This window comes from Micromonospora sp. NPDC048894 (genome assembly GCF_040649765.1).
In the GTDB taxonomy this organism is placed as follows: Bacteria; Actinomycetota; Actinomycetes; order Mycobacteriales; family Micromonosporaceae; genus Micromonospora; species Micromonospora antibiotica.
The window spans coordinates 437,774-455,527 of sequence record NZ_JBEZFY010000002.1 but is presented as its reverse complement, the minus strand read 5'-3'; the positions used below and the strand labels follow the sequence as shown (position 1 = coordinate 455,527).

Here is a 17,754-nt window from a genome sequence, read left to right as displayed (position 1 = left end):
GTGGTCGCGACCCAGGTCAGCGGTCAGCCGGCGGCGCTTCCGGGCCGGCGGCGGATCGAGCGGGGGTTGCCCTCGACCAGCACGACGAGATCCTCCCGGGCCCGGGCGACCCGGGACCGGATGGTGCCGACCGGACAGCCGCACACTTCGGCCGCCTCGGCGTAGGACAGGCCGAGGACCTGGGTGGCGACGAACGCCTCCCGACGGTCGGCGGGCAGGGCCAACAGCAGGTCGTTGAGGACCACCTCGCCGTCGAAGCCGCTGCCCCGAGTGTCCGGGGTGTCGTGCCACTCGGACAACGGCACGGTGCGCGGGCGCGACGTGGCGGCCCGTACGTGGTCGACGGCGGTGCGCCGGGCGATGCCGAGCAGCCAGGTCCGGGCCGACGACCGGGCGGCGAACGACGGCAGCGACCGCATCGCCCGCAGGTACGTCTCCTGGGTGAGGTCGTCGGCCTCGGCCGGACTGATCAGGTGGGCGACGAACCGTCGTACGTGCTGCTGGGTGGCCCGGATGAACCGGGCTGCTGCCTCCCGGTCACCCCGACCCGCGGCCAGCGCCCACGCGGTGACCTCCGCGTCGTCGTCGCTCACCTGCTACCTCCGTGTCCGGTCGCGCACGCCCGCCAACCGTAACGACGGGGTGTAGTAGGTCTCGGGTGAGCGTACGGCACACCCGGCGTCACCCTCGCCCACTGGTACGGACGGAAGCCGGCAACGGATCACCTCGTCCTTACCCGGTGGCGCGGTCCTGCGTCGGGCGGTGCCGTCGCCGCGGCGAGTTTTGATCATCCGGGGTCGGGATCGGGGCGTCCTGGCCAAAACTTTTGCCATCTGCGTAAAAAGTTGGTGAACTATTGATCGAAGTCCGCTCTTCGTGAGGATGATCCGATGCGCTGTCCCCCTCCAGCCACCGGGCCCACCGGGCGTGCCCTCGCGGGCCTCCTCGCGTTCGTGCTCGCCTCGGCGGTCGTCCTGCTCCCCACCGCCCGGCCGGCCCAGGCACACGGCACGCTGGCGATGTCCACCCCGGCGGCCGACGCCACGGTGACCGAGGCGCTGACGGAGGTGGAGCTGTACTTCACCGAGCAGGTCGCCGCCAACGCCTACTTCACCGTCACCGGCCCCGGGGGTGGTCGGGTCGACAACGGCTGGCGGCAGGGCTCACCCCGGCCCCTGGACAAGCCGGTCCGGGAGTACCTGCTGGTCGACGGCAAGTTCGAGCCGAAGGAGTACAGCACGGGTTTCCCGGCGGTGGTGACCCTGGCCCACCTGCCGGCGGCGGGGCAGTACGCGGTGAGCTACCTGTCGGTGGCCTCGGACGGCGAGCCGGTGCGGGGCACCATGAGTTTCCGGTACACCGGGCGGGCGACGGCCGCCCCGCAGGGCTGGCGGCCACCGGTCGACCAGCCGGACCCGGCGTTGGTGGCCGCCGCCGAGCAGCACGCCACCTCCGGCCACACCGGCGGCGCAGCTCCGGGCGGGCCGGCCTCCGCGGTCCCACCGGCCCCCTCGACGGCCGCCACCGCCGCGGCCCCGCCGGCCGCGGCCACCCCCGGCAGCGACGGGAACGACCTCGGGTGGCTGGCCTGGGCCGGCGGTGCGGTGCTGGTCGTGGCGGCGGTCGGCTTCGCAGCCTGGCGGCGTCGCCCGGTCCCGGCTGCCCGGGCCGCCGGCCGCGCCGGTGGCCGGCCCCGCAGCCGGGGGTCGGTCGCCCGGTCCGCCGCCGGGGCCCGCCCGACCCGGTCGACGACGGCGCGCGGTCGCCGGGGGGCGAACCGTCCCGCTGCCCCGCGCGCGGGGGCCGCCGAGCCGGTGCCGGCACCCCCCGCCACCGAGGTGGTACCCGCCAAGGCCGCCCCCGCCGCCAAGGCGGCATCAGGCGTCAAGGCGGCAGCAAGCACCAGGGGAGCCGCAGCCAGCACGGTCGCGCCCGCCACCGAGGCGGTACCCACCACGGCCGAGGAGGGACCCGCCGTGGCCGGGCCGGCAGCGGAACGGGGCACCCGGCTGGGCAACACCGGCCTCGCGCTGCTCGTCGGGGGGCTGGTGGTCGCCCTGCTGGCCGGGTTCGGGCTCGGCCGGCTCGGCTCCGGCACCCGGCCCGCCGACCGCAGCGCGACAGCGCCGCCGGTCACCGGGGCGGCGCTGTCGGCGGGGGACGGGCACCAGCACGGACCCGGCACCGGCGCGCACACCCATCCCGGTGACGGCGCGACACAGGCGCAGGTGACCGGGTTGTCGGTGAACTCCGGCGGCTACACCGTGCAGCCGCAGGCCAGGACCCAACCAGCGGGGGTACGCACGGACTACCGGTTCCGGATCGTCGGTGCCGACGGTCAGCCGGCGACCCGCTTCGCGGTCGTCCACGACAAGCAACTGCACCTGGTCGTGGTGGGTCGCGACCTGAGTGGCTACCAGCACCTGCATCCCACCATGGCGGCGGACGGCACCTGGACGGTCCCGCTGACGCTGGCCCGGCCCGGCGGCTACCGCATCTACGCCGACTTCTCGGTGACCGGCGTCGACGGCAAAACGGTGCCGCTGGTGCTGGGCGTCGACCACCAGGTGCCCGGTGCGCACACTCCGGCCCCGCTGCCGCCCGCCGCGCAGCAGTCGACGGCCGGCCCGTTCACGGTGACGATGACCGGTACGCCGACAGTGGGCGTGACGGTGCCGCTGTCCTTCCGGCCCGACGGGGTCGAGCCGTCCCGGCTGGAGCGCTACCTGGGGGCGTACGGGCACCTGGTCGTGGTGCGGGAGGGTGACCTGGGCTACGTGCACGTCCACCCCGAGCCGGAGCTGGTGGACGGGACGGTCCGGTTCTGGCTGACCGCCCCGAGCACCGGGCGGTACCGCGCGTTCTTCGACTTCCAGGTCGACGGGCAGGTGCACACCGCGCAGTACACCCTCGACCTGGGCTGAGCGCCGGCCCCGGCGACCGGTCCCCGGATTGCCGACCCGGCGGGTGGTCCCGGCCGCCGGGCCCACAGGCGTCAGCCGGCCGGGCCGTCCGGCGGGGGCCGGCAGCCCGGCGGGGGTGAACCGGTGGGCCCGGCCGGGACGAATCGGAGGGCCCGTACCCGGGGTGTCGGTGGCAGCGGCCATGATGGGCCGGTGAAGATCCTGTCCATCCAGTCCTCGGTCGCCTACGGTCACGTCGGCAACTCGGCGGCCGTGTTCCCCCTCCAGCGCCTCGGGCACGAGGTCTGGCCGGTGCTCACCGTGCACTTCTCCAACCACACCGGCTACGGTGCGTGGCGCGGGCCGCTGCTGGCCCCGGCCGACGTGGCGGAGGTGATCGAGGGCATCGCCGACCGTGGGGTGCTCGGCACCGCCGACGCGGTGCTGTCGGGCTACCAGGGCGACCCGGCGATGGGTGCGGTGATCCTCGACGCGGCCGACCGGGTCCGGGCCGCCAACCCGGACGCGGTGTACTGCTGCGACCCGGTGATGGGCGACACCGGCCGCGGGATGTTCGTCCGGCCGGGCATCCCGGAGTACCTGCGCGACGTGGTGGTCCCGCGGGCCGACATCATCACCCCGAACCACTTCGAGTTGGACTTCCTCGCCGGCCGGACGACCACCTCGCTGACCGCCGTGCTGGACGCCGTCGACGTGGTCCGCGCCACCGGCCCCCGCGACGTCCTGGTCACCAGCGTGCTGCACGACGACGTGCCGGCCGGCTTGCTGGAGGTGGTGGCGGTCTCGGACGAGGGTGCCTGGGCGGTGACCACGCCCCTGCTGCCGATCAGCCCCAACGGCGGCGGCGACGTCACCGCCGCGCTCTACCTGGCCCACCTGCGCACCACGGGCTCACCGGCGATCGCCCTGGAACGGACCATCGCCTCGGTCTTCACCGTGCTGGAGCGCACCCTCGCGGCGGGCACCCGGGAGATCCAGCTGGTCGCGGCCCAGGACGCCATCGCCGACCCGCCGACCAGGTTCGTCGCGCGCCGGCTGCGCTGACCCCGGTACGGGCTGCGACCCCGTACTCGCCCCGGCCGGCGCGACGGTCAGGGCGACGTGGAGAACGCCGCGACGAGGCCGAAGCCACCGCAGCAGAGCACCCCCAGCACGGCCAGCGTGACGAGCAGGATGCTGTAGTTCGACCACATGCCGAACTTCGTCACGTCGGTGCCCTGCCCGTCGTGGACCCGGTTGCGCCAGCCGCCGAAGCGGAACGACAACGGGTACACCACCCCCGGCTGGGTGACCAGCGCGGTGGTGATGACGGGGATGCCCATGAAGTCGGTGTAGCGGACGTCGTGCGGCCCGGCCGGGACGGCCACGTACCAGGTGCCCTCGCCCGGGATCGCCACCAACCGGCCGTCGACCTTGAACCGGCTCGTGGAGGGGGCGGGCACCAGGTACGGCCCCCGGTTGACCGAGACGGTCAGCACCGCGTGCCCCGGGGGCGGCGGGATCGGGTGGGGGTAGGCGATCATCGGCGTGACGCCGCCGGGCGCGGCCGGGTACGACGGCTGAGGGGGATACGACACCGCCACATCCTGGCACGGCCCCCGGACCACGTCCGCCCGGGCGGCGTACCACCGGTGGAAGTGGGATGGTCCGGCGGCCCGTCCGTCCCGGCGCGCAGGCCGATCGCCCTCCGGTTGAACCGTCGGCACCCCGGTTCGTAGAAGGGGACCGGGACGGGAGGATGTCGGTGGGACCGAGGGTGTGGAGAGCAATGGTGGGGATGCGGCGAGCCTTTGTCACGGTGCTGCTGGTCGGGATCGTGCTGGTCGTTGCGGCGGGGCCGGTACGTGCGGTGCCCGCCGAGACCGGCCGGTACTACGTGGTCGGGCCACCCGTCGACGGTCAGCGGGAGTACCTCTACGCCATCGCGCTGCGTACCCTCGGCAACGGTAACCGGTTCCGGGAGATCGTCGAGCTGAATGCGGGGCGGGCCCAACCGGACGGCGAGACGTTCACCGACGGTGTGGTCCTGCGCCCCGGCTGGCAGCTCGTGTTGCCCCGGGACGCGAAGGGCCAGGGGGTACGGATCGGACGACTGCCGCAGCTCGGCCCGCCCGCCCCACGGCCACCGGGTCCGAGCGCCCCGCCCTCGACCCCGGTGCGTCCCAGCCCGACCCCCCGGACGACGACGTCCGCTGCGCCCCGGCCCGCCACCACCCCGGCGCAGGCGGGCACCCGGGCGGTCGCCCGACCCCCCGATGGCCCGGTGGCGGCCGGCCCGCTGAGCCCGCTGCTGATCCGGGGTACCGCCGGGCTGCTGGCGGTCTTCTTCGCGGCGGTGGCGGTGATGCTGCTGCGGCGGGGTGGGAACCGCCGGGTGGTGCTGGAGGACGACGGGCCGTGGCCGCCGCAGCGGCACCACACCCCGACCCCCGCCGAACTCACCGCCGGCCCGGCGGTCGGCGACGTGGACATCCCACCACCGCCTCCGACCAGTGGACCGGCCCCGGCTACGGCACCCCGAGCGGCTCCGGTGGCCGCAGCGCCCCGGCCGGCTCCGGTGGCCGTGGCGCCCCGACCGACCCCGCCGCTGCCACCGCCGGTCACCCGGCCGATCCCACCGCCGCCCGTCACCCGGCTGGCCACGCCATCCCCGGTCGCCGGGCCGCTCCCGCCGGCACCGTCCTTCGCCCCCCAGCCGCCCCCCGCCCCCCAGCCGTCACCGCTCCCACCGGCACCGTCATCCCCGGCTCCGGCCCCGGCGGCACCGTCACCAGCGTCCCCACCGACCCTGGCGGTCCCGGCACCGTCACCGGCCACCGCGTCACCGGCCACCGCGTCACCGACACCGTCGCTGCCGATCCAGCCACCGATCCCGGCATCACCGACGTCACCGGCCCCGGCATCACCGACGTCACCGGCTTCGGCGTCACCGGCCCCGGCATCACCGACGTCACCGGCTTCGGCGTCACCGGCCCCGGCATCACCGACGTCACCGGCCCGGACGTCGCCCCCGCGGCTCCCAATCCCGGCGTCACCGGCCACGGCTCCGCCGGTGCCATCGGAGCCGACAGTGCAGCGTGCGCCCGGCACCGGCGCTGCGGAGCCCGAAGGGGCCACACCCCCCGCCGCACCGGCACTCCCGGTTCCGGCGCTCCCGGCGAAGCCGGTCTGGCCGCCCCGGTCACCGCAGTCGGCACCGCCCCGGCCGACCCCGGTGGACCTGGCGACGGTCGAGCCGTCGGGGCCGTCGGGGCCGTCGGGTGCGTCGGGTGCGTCGGAGCCATCAGGGCTTCCGGAGCCGTCGGGTGCGCCGGCCCCGGCCCGTCCGGTCACCGGCACGCCGGTCGCCCCGCCTGCCGTACCCGAGCTGCCCCGGCCGACGGTGCCGGGCGGCAACGAGGTCCCCTACCTCAGCACCGAGCTGGAAACCGAACTCGGGCCGATCCAGGTCCGGTTGGTCGGGGTGGCGGCGGGCCGGGGTGCGCCCCCCTACGCCTGGCTCGGCCCGGACGAGGCCGCGCCGCCGGCGACCCTGCCGCTGGTGCTGGGGCACCGGGGACCCTGGCGGCTGCACGTCGACCTGGGCCGGGCACCCGACGTGCTCACCCTCGTCGGCGGGACCGACGACTGCCGAGACACCGCCGCCCTCTTCGCCCGCCGGCTACGGTCCGCCGGGATCGGGGTGGCCACGGTGGGTGGGGTGCTCGGTGCGCAGGCCCCGGAGGGCTGCCGTCCGCTGCCCGGGTTACCGGCGGCCCCCGCTCCCGACGTGGACCCCGCCCCGCCGTACGTGGTGTTCACGCCCGGTCTGGCGGGTGCGGAACTGGCCGGGGCGCGTCGACTCGCCACGGAGAGCGGGGGACGGTGCGTACCTGTGGTGATCGGGCCGGTGCCCGCCGGCCGGTGGTCGGTTCAGGTGGCGTCGACCGGCGGCGGGTCGACCACCCGGGCCGGTACGGCGGACTGAAGGTCGGCGACGACGGACGGCAGCGGGCCGGGGGTGAGATCCCCGATCCGTTGCCACCCGCCGCCCTGCGCACGGTAGGCGCGCTGCACCACGATCCGGTCGTACGACCGGCTGCCGAGGACCAGCGCCACCCCCGCGTGGTGCAGCCGCGCGACCCTGGTCCGGGCCAGGGGCAACCCGGTCAGCGCGGTGTGGGTGGCGTCGACGTCGACGGTGCGGCCCGCCGGCACCCGGACCTCCACCAGCAACCGGCCCGGGCGGGCCACGGGCCGCTGTTGGTGCAACGGCAACCAGCCCCGGGGCAGCCCCCGTGACCTGGCCGGCAGCAGGGCGTACGCCGTCCGGGTGCCGAATCCGGGCCAGCGGCGGACGTCGTGGGGTAGCCCGGCGACCGAGCGGCTGGTGGGCGCGGGCCGGATCCGCAGTGGTTCGCCGTCGGCGTCCACGGTGGGCAGCAGCCGGCCGTGGCCGTCGGACCGGAACCCGCCCACCAGCCAGACCCGGTCCAGCCGGGCGGCCGGCAGCAGGTAGGTGTCGGGGCTGCCCAGGACGTACTTGAACCGCGCCGGGACGTGGGTACGCAGCACCGCCATGGCGACGGCACCGCCGGGTCCGATCCGGACCCGCAGCAGGTCGCTGCCGGCCGGGGCCGACCGGGGATCGAGGAAGGCGGCCAGGAACAACTCGACGCTCGGCACACCGTCGGTGACTGCGCGGGCCGGATCACCCTCGGCGAGGACGAACGCCTCGAACGCCTCGGCGTTGACCTGCTGGCCCCGCCGCAACCAGGGTGGACCGTAGTCCGCGGCCCGGCGGTTGTCGGTGACGAGTGCGGGGCGGGGCAGGGCCACGGCCGGTTGCTCCGCCGCGGACCCGACGGTGGTGCCGGCCGGTGTCGGGGCGGGTGCGGTGGCGGGGGTCGAGGGCGCGGGACGGTCCGCCGTCGGGCTCCCGGTGTCGACGCCGTCGGGTTCGCCGGTCCGGTCCGCCGGGGGACGGTCGGACACCGGGGTGGTGTCGACGGTCCCGCCGGTGGCCGACGCCACCACGATCCGCTGCCGGTCCAGCCGGGACACCAGCAGCCCTTCGGGGGTCGCGTCGAGGGTGGCTGGCCCGTCGGCGTACCTCGGCCGGTGGGCCTGCCAGGCGGCGATCGCGCCGGCCGGGTCGAAAGAGCGCAGGTCACGGCGGTCGTCGATCAGCTCGGCCCGACCACCGGGGGGTGGGGTCCAGACGGTGGCACCGGTCGTCTCGGCCAGCTCGACGACCTGGGTGACGAGCCGGGCCTGTTCGTCGGCGTCGGACGGCCAGGTCAGCCAGAGCCGCAGGTCCGCGCCGTAGAGCGGGAGGTCGCCGAGGACCGCGGCGAGCTGCCCGCCGCTGTGCACGTCCTGGGTGCCGCTGTAGTTGCCGACCAGGAAACCCCCGGACCGGGCCGTGACGGCCACGGTGACCACCCCGGTCGACGCGCCCAGCCGGTGCGCGGTGGCCCGTCTGGTGACGAAGTCGGCCCGGGTGGCAAGGGCGAGACCGTCCGGCAGCGGCAGGCCCACCACCCCGGTACGGGGGCGGACCAGACCGTCGTCCACCGCGAACCAGCCGGGCAGCGAGGTGGCGAGATCCGGTGGTTGGAGCACGAGCCAGTCCATCGGCTGGCGGGTCACCCGGTCCAGCGGCACCGCGTCCAGCGGCCCGCCGTCGCTGGTCGACCGGGTTGCCGGGCCGGTCGTGCGGTCCGTGGCGTGCCGGATGTCGGACCCGTCCGGGCTGACCAGCACGTCGTGGCCGAGCAGGCCGGCCACTTCGGTGAACAGTTCGACGTGCCGGGCTCCGTCGTCGGCGAGGATCCGCACGTCCTGTGCCGCGTCCGCGCCGTGCCGGACCAGGGTGGCCACGGCCCGGGCGTCGAGCGGTCGACCGGGGTCGGTGGGCACCACCAGCCGTCCGCCCGGCCCGGGTGCCAACCACAGGTCGAACAGCCCGGCGATGCGGCGGTGTCGGCGGGGGTCGAAGCGACGGGTGGCCGGCACCCGGTCGAAGCCGTTGCCGCCCGTCGGCCCTGCCGTACGCCCAAGCCCGGTCACCGCCGCCCCACCTTCGTCTCCACTGGGCCTGACGGCCCGGTCCCCTCGGTCGTCGTCGCCACCGTCGGCGGTGGACCATCGGCTGCCTACCGGTCATCCGCTCCCATCGGGGGGACGGCCCGAGGAGATCTTCCCGTCATCGTCGGCCGGTACTCTCGGCAGACCTCATGACGAGGATCATGGAAATCTGGTTCAGATTGATTTGAACGAACTCGCCGCTGATCCGCAATAGACGGTGAAGGCCGGTGACGCTCGGCCATGGTGACTGAAGGGGGACACCCAGTGCTGGCGAAGCGCTCGATCCTTGCCCGCCTGCTCGCGGTGGCGACGGCTGGCTGCGTGCTCATGGCGCTGACCGGGCCGGCTGTGGCGAAGGCCACCAACGATCCGCAGCCCTACGTGAAGTTCTACGTGGTCGCGGCGCAGTACCAGGGCCAGCCGGAGAGCCTGACGGCGATCGCACGGCGGTTCCTCGGCAGCGGTGAGCGGTCCGCGGAGATCTACCACCTGAACACGGGACGGGTGCAGCCGGACGGGTCCCGGTTGACCGACCCGGGGCGGTTGAAGGCCGGCTGGCAGTTGGTGCTGCCGTGGGACGCGGCCGGTGAGGGGGTGACGTACGGCCAGCTCCCGGCGGGGAAGCGGCCCACCCCGAGTGCCCGGCCCGCCGGCACGGCCGGTCCCACACCCGGCGCCGCCAGCCCGACCCCGCCCCCGACGCCGAGCCCGAGCCGCACGGGCGCCAGCCCCCGCCCCGGGGGTGCCGGCCCGAAGTGCACCGCCACGACTGGGTCGAGCAGCCGTTCGGACTGGGCGCAGCTGCGGATGGCCGCCGACAGCGCCTGGACCCTGACCCGGGGCAACGGGGTCAAGGTGGCGGTGGTCGACAGCGGTGTCGACGCGAGCGTGCAGCAGCTCAGCGGCCGGGTCGCGGTCGGCGCGGACGTCACGGTCGGCAACGGGCGTGGGGACACCGACTGCCTGGGCAGCGGCACCGCGATGGCGGGCATCATCGCCGGTGACAGCAGTGTCGACGGCAGCCCGGTCGGCATCGCCCCGGACGCCACCATCCTGCCCGTGCGGGTGGTACGCGGGTCGGGTGCCGCCCGGCCGGCCGACGCGGCGAACGCCATCGAGGTGGCGGTCAGCGCCGGTGCTTCGGTCGTCGCGGTCGGCTCGCATGTCGACCTCGGTGACCCGGCGGTGGCGTCCTCCGTGGCCACCGCCCTCGACCACGACGTCCTGCTGGTGGCCGGTGCGCCGACCAAGGCGGTGACGCCGCCGTCCCCGGCCGGCCGGTCCGGAGGTGGGGCGCTGCTGTTCACCGGCGGGGTCGGGGCCGGTGACCAGCTCGCCGAGCAGTACGTGGCGGGCGCGGTCGAGGTGGTCGCGCCCGGGGTGGACGTGGCGAGCCTCGGCGTCGGCGGCGGCCGGGCGGTCAGCAACACCGGCACCGAGTTCGCCGTGGCGTTCGTGGCCGGGCAGGCGGCGCTGATCCGGGCGGCCCAGCCCGACCTGACCGCCGCGCAGGTCAAGGAGCGGATCCGCGGCACCGCCGACGCGATCGGCACGGCCCCCGACGCCAAGTACGGCTCCGGCATGATCAACCCGGCTGCCTCGGTGTCGGTGGCGGTGGACGACCGCAACCAGGTGGCCAGCCAGCAGCAGGGCAGCACCGGCGCGGCGCTGGCCGTCATCCTCGGCATCGCGTTGCTCTGCGGTGCCGGCGTGGTCTTCGGGCTGCGCCTGCGTCGCCGCCGGTTCGCCGGCTGAGCCGACCCCGGGTCCGGTCCGACGTCGGACGGCCGGGTGTCCCGGTCGGGCGGGCACCGCCGGTAGCCGGATGCCCGGTGGCCGACCCCCTCGGGTGGGCCACCGGGCATCCGGTCGTGTGGGGGCCGGTCAGCGCCGGGTGAAGGTCTGCTTGGGGTTGAACACGCAGACCCAGGACATCATCGGGGCGCCCACCCCGTGGCCGTCGACGTCCAGGCACCGGTCGGTCTCCCGGTTGAGCAGGGACGTGCGGCCGTTGTACTCGGTCCACTCCCACTTCTGGGCCGGATTGCCGCTGCACACGGCGACCTGCACGGGGGTGCCGTCCTTCTTCTCACCCCAGGCCACGTCGAGGCAGAGTCCGTTGGCCCGGACGGTGCCGTCGGATCGGAAGTCCCACCACTGCGACTTCTCCTCCCGACACTTGCTCAGCACGGCGCGTACCCCGTCGCTGGTGCCGGCGGTGACGCACAGCCCGGTCTCCTTGCCCACCAGTTGCTTCGTGCCGGCCGGCCGGGTCGGTGCCGGCGTGGGCTTCTTGCCCGGCGGGCTCGCGGGGGGCGTCGTCGGGGCGGCCGGGCTGCCGCTCGGGGTGGGCGACGGCGTCGGGCTCGGCGTGGGCGACGGACTGGGCGACGGCGACGCCGCCGCCCGGAGCCGGCTGTCGAGGGCGTAGTAGTCGGTGTGTTCCCGTACGGTCCGCAGGAACGCCTGCGTCCCGGCGTCGAGGTCCCCGCCGGACTGCCGGACGGCGGCGGGACCGTTGCGGTACGCGGCCAGCGCCAACAGCGACGGGTCGCCCTCCAGCCCCGACAGTTCCCGGTGCAGCCCGCACAGGGCGGCACCGGCCGCCGGGATCGCCGCCTGCGGGTCCCAGGCCGAGGTGTCGGTCGGGCCGTACGCCTGCCAGACCTCGGGGCGGAACTGCGCGACGCCCCGCTGACCCTCGGGGCCGAGCAGGTTGACGTCGAAGCCGGACAACGCCATCAGCTGCGCGGCGACCAGCGGGGGCGTGACCTCCGGGCAGACCGAGCGGGCCCGGACCACGAGCGCGGTGTAACCGCCGGGCACCGCCTTGGGCTGCTGGACACCGCTCGACGGGCGGGGCTGACCGGAACCGCCGAACGCGGTCAGCTTGCCGTAGTAGGCGGCGTACCCGCTGGCCTGGTCGACGTACTCGACGGCGTCGGCGGGCACCCCCTTGGCGTCACGTACCTCGTCGAGGCCGGTGTGGAACGCGGCCAGGGACAGCCGCCAGGCCTCACCGGGCACGTTCGCCAGCCGGACCTGCCCGTTGAGGTCACACATGAGGTGCGCCAGGGCGAGGATGTTGGCGGCGGGATCGGAGCGTTCCGCACCGGGCCACGGCGCCCACGACTTCCACGCGGCGGCGTCGAGACCGGCGATGCCCTGACCACCGGAGGCGGTCCGGGTGGCCCGGCCGTCCAACCCTGATTCGGCCATCAGCTGACCGGCCAGCCGGGCCGGGGTGAGCGTCGGGCAGGACCGGGCGGCGGCCTGGATGGTCGTCAGGTGTTCCGTGGAGACGGGTCGACCGGTCAGGTCGTCGTCCCGGGCCGAGGCCGCGCCCCAGCCGACAGCGGCCACCACCGTGGACAGTACGGCCAGGCCGGCGACCAGGCCGGCAACGGTCCGACGGGGGATCGACCCCAGTCGGGAGCGTAAGGAGGGGTGATCGGATTTCACGGGGAGGTGTCCCTTCCGGCGTGACGGCATCGCTGTGGTGACGGACGCGCGATGTCCTTGGTTCACCGGGCTCGGATCGGATCGGATGATTTTGGTCCGGTCGACATTGAACCGAGGGGGGTACCGGGCCGTCAACGTGGCTACCGCCGGGCCCGGCCGATGTCACACCGGGTGCCGGCGGCGATGGCCGTCGTCGATCGGAGCTGTGATGCTGACTCGCCGCAGGATACTCGGGATGGGACTCGCGGGTGCCGCCGTGGTCGGTGTGCCGCTGGTGGCGGCCCCGTTGATCTCCCGGGCGCGGGCCTCGGGCGGCCTGCCGTTGAACGTGGTGAACAGCACAGGCCGGTTCGCCAACTCGGCGATCCGGATGTACGTCGTCGGCACCCACGCGGAGACCGGCGCGATGGGCTACGTCCGGGAGAGCGGGATCTTCACGCCGGCCGACCCGGCGCACAACGGACCGGACGGCGTCGCCGACATCGGGGTGCCGCTGGCCGGCTCCGGTGTGACCCGGTTCGTCCTGCCGATGATGTCGGGTCGGATCTACTTCGCCATCGACGGTCACCTGAGGTTCACGGTCGTCACCGACGGCAACGGGCGGCCGGCGTTGCAGTACCCGGTCGGCTGGGTGGCGGACGACCCGAGCTTCGGGGTGCTGCACGACTGCTGCGAGTTCACGTACAACGCGAGCGGGATGTTCTGCAACACCACCATGGTGGACATGTTCAGCATCCCGATGTCGATCCGGTTGCACGGCGACGTGGAGCAGGCCACCGGCAAGCTGGTCGACGGCGGCCGGGACGCGATCTTCGCCGAGCTGGCCCGCCAGCCCGGGTTCGAGCGGCTGGTGGTCGGCGACGGACTGCGCGTCATCGCCCCCGGCAAGGGCATCGAGACGGGCCGCTTCGACCCGGGATACTTCGACGGCTACATCGCCGAGACCTGGGACCGCTACAGCCGCTCCGAGCTGCGCGTCAGAGGTCCGTTGGGCAGCTACCGGGGGCGGGTGGTCGACGGGCGGTTGACCTTCGACGACGGGGCGCGGTCGTTCGACCGGCCCTCGACGTTGAACGTGTTCCACTGCGACGGGGCGCTCGCCGCGCCCAACGACGGGCACTACGGGCCGGTGGCGGCGATCATCGGGGCCGGGTTGAACCGGTCGGTGCTCGACCAGCCCGACCAGCCGACCACCAACCGGGACGCCTACTACCAGCACCCGGTGACCAACCACTACGCCCGGGTGCTGCACCGGCACAGCGCCGACGGCCGGGCGTACGGTTTCCCCTTCGACGACGTGGCCGACGACGCGTCGTACATCCAGGACACCGCGGCGCACGAGGTGACGGTCACCCTGACCCCGTTCGGCGCCGGTCCGGGGGAGGCACCGCCACAGCAGGCCGGCGGGCCGGTGGTCGTCGAGCGGGCACCGGTGGTCGTCGAGCCGGCCCCGGTCGTCGTCGCCGGGCAGCGGGGCGTGGGCCAGGAGATCGCGGCGGCGGGCTTCGACCGGCAGCAGGGCGTCCGGACGGAACCGTCCAGCGAGGGCGGCGAGCATCTGGGGTTCCTCGCCCACGGCGACTGGGCCGGCTACCGGGGGGTCGACTTCGGCCGCGAGCCGGCGACGCAGTTCCAGCTGCGGGTGGCCTCCGGCGCCCCGCAGGGGGTGTCGGGCCTGATCGAGGTACGCCTCGACGCCCCGGGCCTGCCACCGGTGGGCAGCATCGCGGTGGCCGGCACCGGCGGTTGGCAGAGCTGGGTCACCGTGCCGGGCAACCTCGCCCCGGTGACCGGTGTGCACGACGTCTACCTGACCTTCGCCAGTGGGCAACCCGAGGAGTTCGTCAACGTCCGCTGGCTGCGTTTCACCCGATGAGCCCGGCCACCCTCCTCGCCCCCGTGGAGCATCCCGACCGGTGCGTCGGGGCCACGGCGTCCACCACCCTGCACCGACGGTTCCGACCGGCCACACGATGGCCTGGTGGACCGTCCGATGAGCACGGTTATGCTCTCTTCCTAGGCGGGCTCGACGTCGAGACGACGGCGCGGCCGTACGGGCACGACCCGTACGTCAGGGGGAGGCGTTCTGTGTCGGCGGTGCCCAACGAAGCGCCCGGGGTGACCGGCGACGCGGCGACCGAACGGGCCTCCCCCGAGGCCCTGATGCGGGCGATCCACGAGCAGTACCGGGGGCCGCTGCTGCGGTTCCTCACCCGGTTGGTCCTCGGCCGGCAGGAACTCGCCGAGGACCTGGTCCAGGAGACGTTCCTACGCACCTGGCGCAACCTGGAGACCCTGGCCGAGGACCCGCGTCGGATCGCGCCGTGGCTCTACACGGTCGCCCGGCACGTGGCCATCGACGCGATGCGCGCCCGGCAGTCCCGCCCGCCCGAGGTGGCCATCCCCGACCTCAACCGGCTCGCCTCGGCCGAGGACGAGATGGACCGGGTGGTCAGCACCCACACGGTCCGGCTGGCGCTGCAACAGATCAAACCGGAGCACCGCGAGGTGCTGGTCGAGATGTACTACAAGGGTTCGTCGGTCGCCGAAGCCGCGCAGCGACTGGGCATCCCGGAGGGTACGGTAAAGTCCAGGACGTACTATGCGGTGCGCGCGCTGCACGCAGCGATCGGCCCGACCGAGTCCTCCTGATGACGCGACGTGTCGATCTCCCGTTCGACCCCCCGGACGCTCACCGTCCCGGGGGTCGTCACACCGTCATCGGTGTCTCCGGGTCGAAAAGGAGGGCGTGATGCGCACCGGCGGCGAACACCCCACCGCTGAGCACTCCGCCCTGGCCCTCTATCTGCTCGGCGCGCTCGACGACACCGACCGGGTCGCCTTCGAGGCCCACCTGGCCGGGTGCGGGGAGTGCCTGTCCGCAGCCGGTGAGATGGGCAGCGTGACCAGCGCCCTCGGCGGGTTGGCCGCCGCCGACTGGGACGACCTGGGTGGCCTGCCGGAGTTCGCGCCACCGGCGGAGTTCCTCCCGCCGGCCGGCCACACACCCGCCCCGGGCCTCGCCCCACCGGCCGGGCCGCCGCCGGCTGTCGGCCCCGACGTGCCGGCGGCGTCCGCCCCGGTAGTGGTGCCGAGGCAGCCGGTGCCCGACCCACCGACCCGCGCCTCCGACCCACCCCGCACCTCCGACCCAGCACCCCGCACCACCGACGCACCCCGCGCGGCTGAGCCGGTCGCCACCGTCACCGGTGCGGACCCGAGCGCCGGGGTGACCCCGCCGAGGGCAGCGGATGAACCGGCCGGGACGGCCCGGCGTGGCGCTCGCCGGGGCACCGGTCCGCGTGCCGACGCCGGCCGTCCGGTCCGGAATCGGCCGTCGGGGAGCCGCCCCGGCGGGGACCGACCGGGGTCGGCGTCCGCAACGGGTGGCACCCGGCCGGATTCGGCCCGCCGTCGTCGGATGCTGTTCTGGGGTGGGGTGGCCGCCGCCCTGGTGGCCGTCGTCCTGGCCGGTGGCGTCGCGGCCGTCACCGGGTTCGGTGGCCATAGCGCAGTGGTGCTCACCGCGACCGGCGAGGCCCCGGCCCAGGGGGTGAGCCTCTCGGTGGCGATCACCACCGACGAGGGGCGCGGCTCCACCATCCGGATCACCGCCACCGGGCTGCGTCAGGGCCTGCGGTACCGGCTGTTCGCGGTGACCCGCGACGGCGTCACGCACGTGGTGCGGGACTGGACCGCCTCGACCGGGCCGCAGGAGGTGACCGGCGAGTTGTCGCTGCCGGTCGCCGACCTGGCCTTCGTCACGGTGGGCCTGGTGGACGGCACCGCCGTCGTCACCGCACCGATCTCCCGCTGAGCCGGCCGGTCTCCCGCTGAGCCGGCCGGTCTCCCCGGCCGGCCGGGTAGACCGGATGCGGCGACGTCGCGGGTGGATCGCGGACGAGACCCCGCCCCCGTCGTCGGGCCACCGTCGGTCAGTACGGGTCGGTGTGCGGGACCTCCTTGGCCCGGTGTGCTCCCGCCTTGCACCCGGCGAACGGCCCGGTCGGGCTACGCAGACTGTTCAGCACCGGTTCCAGATAGTCGCGGTGCCAGTTCGCCGGGCCGCACAGCCCGGCGTCGGGCCCGGTGAGTTCCTGCCAGGCGAGCCACAGGCCGTGCAACTGCGCCACCGCCTCGGGGTGCTGCCACCACCGCCCGCACCACGGCGCGGTCGAGGACGCCTCCCGCGCGTAGATCGGCACGAGCAACAGCCGGACCCAGTTGCTGAGCAGCTCCAGCTCCTCGGCGTACTCCTCGTCGCGCAGGTAGAGGATGAACGGCGAGGTCGGCGGCGCGTCGCTCGGCGGTGGGCCGTCGTCGGGGCGCTGTTGCCGCCCGGCGGGGCGTTGGTCCTGCGGGGTCACCGTCATCGGAACTCCTCATCGGTCGGTCAGCGGGTCGGTCGGGGTCAGTCGCCGGTCGGCGACGCGCTGGGGGAGGCGGTCGGCGGGAACGACGGCGGTGGACCGCCGAGCCCCTGGTACTTCGCGAACAGGGAGCGGACCTGCGCCAGGTAGAGCTGCGCCGCGTTGGTCGAGGGCACACCACCGGACCGGCGTACCTCGTCGATGCCGACGGCGTACGCGGCGAGCGTCAGGTCGAGCACCTCACCGATCGCCTGGCCGTCGTCGATGAGGGCCTGAGCCTGCCCGGCCAGGGCGCAGACGTGCTTGGCCTGTGCCGCGATCGAGTCCTCCTCGTCGGTCGCGTCGGTGTCGCCGTCGTCGTCGGTGTCCTCGCCGTACTGGGCGAAGACCGCGGGCGGGAGCTGGGAGATGCCCTTCTCCCCGTTCGCGCCGACCTTCGCCGGGTCCCATCCGGAGGCCACCTCGATCTGCGCGGCGATCACCACGGGCCCGATCTGGGTGCAGGTCTTCCCGGCGCCCTCGATGCTGTCCACCAGGCCCTCGGGCACCTGGTCGGGGTCGAGGGTCCCCTTGCCGTCGCCCTGCGCGGCGGCCAACGAGTCGTCGGCGACGCTGACCGGGTCGGCCGACCCACCGCCGCCCCCGAAGAACAGGATCAACGCGACCAGCGGGGCCAGCAGCACGCCCAGCGCGCCGATCACGAAGACGGCGGCCGCGCCGACGACCCCGACCACCGGCGTGGCCAGGCAGCTCAGCCCGGCCGCGACGGCCGCGCCGATCAGGGCCGCGCTGCTGCGGTTGGACCCTTGCGTCGGCTCCGCGCCGTCGTTGTCGGACGTTGCCATGTCGCCTCCCAGGCTGCTCACCATCGCGGTGGAAAAAGTTGGTCCCCGGCGTGAACCGGGGGGCGGGAGCCCCCGTAGAGGCGT

Annotated in this window: 13 protein-coding genes; 7 read left to right on the top strand and 6 right to left on the bottom strand. The window is 74.8% G+C overall.

What is annotated here, in order from left to right:
• Positions 1-23: 23 nt before the first annotated feature.
• Positions 24-593, bottom strand: coding sequence for a sigma-70 family RNA polymerase sigma factor (locus AB0C22_RS05890; protein ID WP_208566211.1), 570 nt, complete (start codon positions 591-593; stop codon positions 24-26).
• Between the two features lie 297 nt (positions 594-890).
• Between AB0C22_RS05890 and AB0C22_RS05885 the strand changes: the two genes are divergently transcribed.
• Both AB0C22_RS05885 and pdxY read left to right on the top strand, forming a co-directional pair.
• On the top strand, positions 891-2,924 hold the full coding sequence (locus AB0C22_RS05885) for a copper resistance protein CopC (RefSeq protein WP_357533736.1): 2,034 nt from the start codon (positions 891-893) through the stop codon (positions 2,922-2,924).
• Between the two features lie 192 nt (positions 2,925-3,116).
• Positions 3,117-3,968 (top strand): pyridoxal kinase PdxY, encoded by an 852-nt coding sequence (pdxY, locus tag AB0C22_RS05880; protein WP_219461347.1) that lies wholly within the window; start codon positions 3,117-3,119, stop codon positions 3,966-3,968.
• Positions 3,969-4,015: 47 nt separating this feature from the next.
• On the opposite strand, the gene AB0C22_RS05875 is transcribed toward pdxY, so the two are convergent.
• Positions 4,016-4,501: a hypothetical protein gene (locus tag AB0C22_RS05875; RefSeq protein WP_208566208.1), complete on the bottom strand. Its 486-nt coding sequence runs from the start codon at positions 4,499-4,501 to the stop codon at positions 4,016-4,018.
• Between the two features lie 200 nt (positions 4,502-4,701).
• On the opposite strand from AB0C22_RS05875, the gene AB0C22_RS05870 reads away from it, so the two are divergent.
• Positions 4,702-6,891, top strand: coding sequence for a hypothetical protein (locus tag AB0C22_RS05870; protein WP_357533733.1), 2,190 nt, complete (start codon positions 4,702-4,704; stop codon positions 6,889-6,891).
• On the opposite strand, the gene AB0C22_RS05865 is transcribed toward AB0C22_RS05870, so the two are convergent.
• On the bottom strand, positions 6,837-8,975 hold the full coding sequence (locus tag AB0C22_RS05865; protein ID WP_357533731.1) for a hypothetical protein: 2,139 nt from the start codon (positions 8,973-8,975) through the stop codon (positions 6,837-6,839). The two genes, AB0C22_RS05870 and AB0C22_RS05865, sit on opposite strands and share 55 nt — an antisense overlap.
• Before the next feature lie 282 nt (positions 8,976-9,257).
• On the opposite strand from AB0C22_RS05865, the gene AB0C22_RS05860 reads away from it, so the two are divergent.
• Positions 9,258-10,748 carry a S8 family serine peptidase gene (locus AB0C22_RS05860; protein ID WP_357533729.1) on the top strand — a complete coding sequence of 497 codons (1,491 nt, stop codon included), beginning with the start codon at positions 9,258-9,260 and terminating at the stop codon, positions 10,746-10,748.
• A 129-nt stretch (positions 10,749-10,877) separates the two neighbouring features.
• Here AB0C22_RS05860 and AB0C22_RS05855 read toward each other — a convergent pair whose 3' ends face one another.
• Positions 10,878-12,356 carry a ricin-type beta-trefoil lectin domain protein gene (locus tag AB0C22_RS05855; RefSeq protein ID WP_357533727.1) on the bottom strand — a complete coding sequence of 493 codons (1,479 nt, stop codon included), beginning with the start codon at positions 12,354-12,356 and terminating at the stop codon, positions 10,878-10,880.
• 334 nt (positions 12,357-12,690) lie between these two features.
• Between AB0C22_RS05855 and AB0C22_RS05850 the strand changes: the two genes are divergently transcribed.
• The 3 genes from AB0C22_RS05850 to AB0C22_RS05840 all read left to right on the top strand — a co-directional run bounded on the left by AB0C22_RS05850 (position 12,691) and on the right by AB0C22_RS05840 (position 16,272).
• Positions 12,691-14,331 (top strand): beta-1,3-glucanase family protein, encoded by a 1,641-nt coding sequence (locus AB0C22_RS05850; protein WP_255597557.1) that lies wholly within the window; start codon positions 12,691-12,693, stop codon positions 14,329-14,331.
• Between the two features lie 221 nt (positions 14,332-14,552).
• Positions 14,553-15,107, top strand: coding sequence for a sigma-70 family RNA polymerase sigma factor (locus AB0C22_RS05845; RefSeq protein WP_208566204.1), 555 nt, complete (start codon positions 14,553-14,555; stop codon positions 15,105-15,107).
• Positions 15,108-15,207: 100 nt separating this feature from the next.
• Entirely contained in the window at positions 15,208-16,272 is a 1,065-nt protein-coding gene (locus AB0C22_RS05840) for a zf-HC2 domain-containing protein (protein ID WP_219461363.1), read from the top strand.
• Between the two features lie 118 nt (positions 16,273-16,390).
• Here AB0C22_RS05840 and AB0C22_RS05835 read toward each other — a convergent pair whose 3' ends face one another.
• Complete coding sequence (locus AB0C22_RS05835) at positions 16,391-16,828, bottom strand: DUF4913 domain-containing protein (protein WP_219461365.1); 438 nt, start codon at positions 16,826-16,828, stop codon at positions 16,391-16,393.
• A gap of 38 nt (positions 16,829-16,866) precedes the next feature.
• The gene (locus AB0C22_RS05830; RefSeq protein ID WP_219461368.1) at positions 16,867-17,670 is read right to left on the bottom strand and encodes a transglycosylase SLT domain-containing protein; all 804 of its coding nucleotides are present in this window, start codon (positions 17,668-17,670) and stop codon (positions 16,867-16,869) included.
• Between the last annotated feature and the right edge of the window lie 84 nt (positions 17,671-17,754).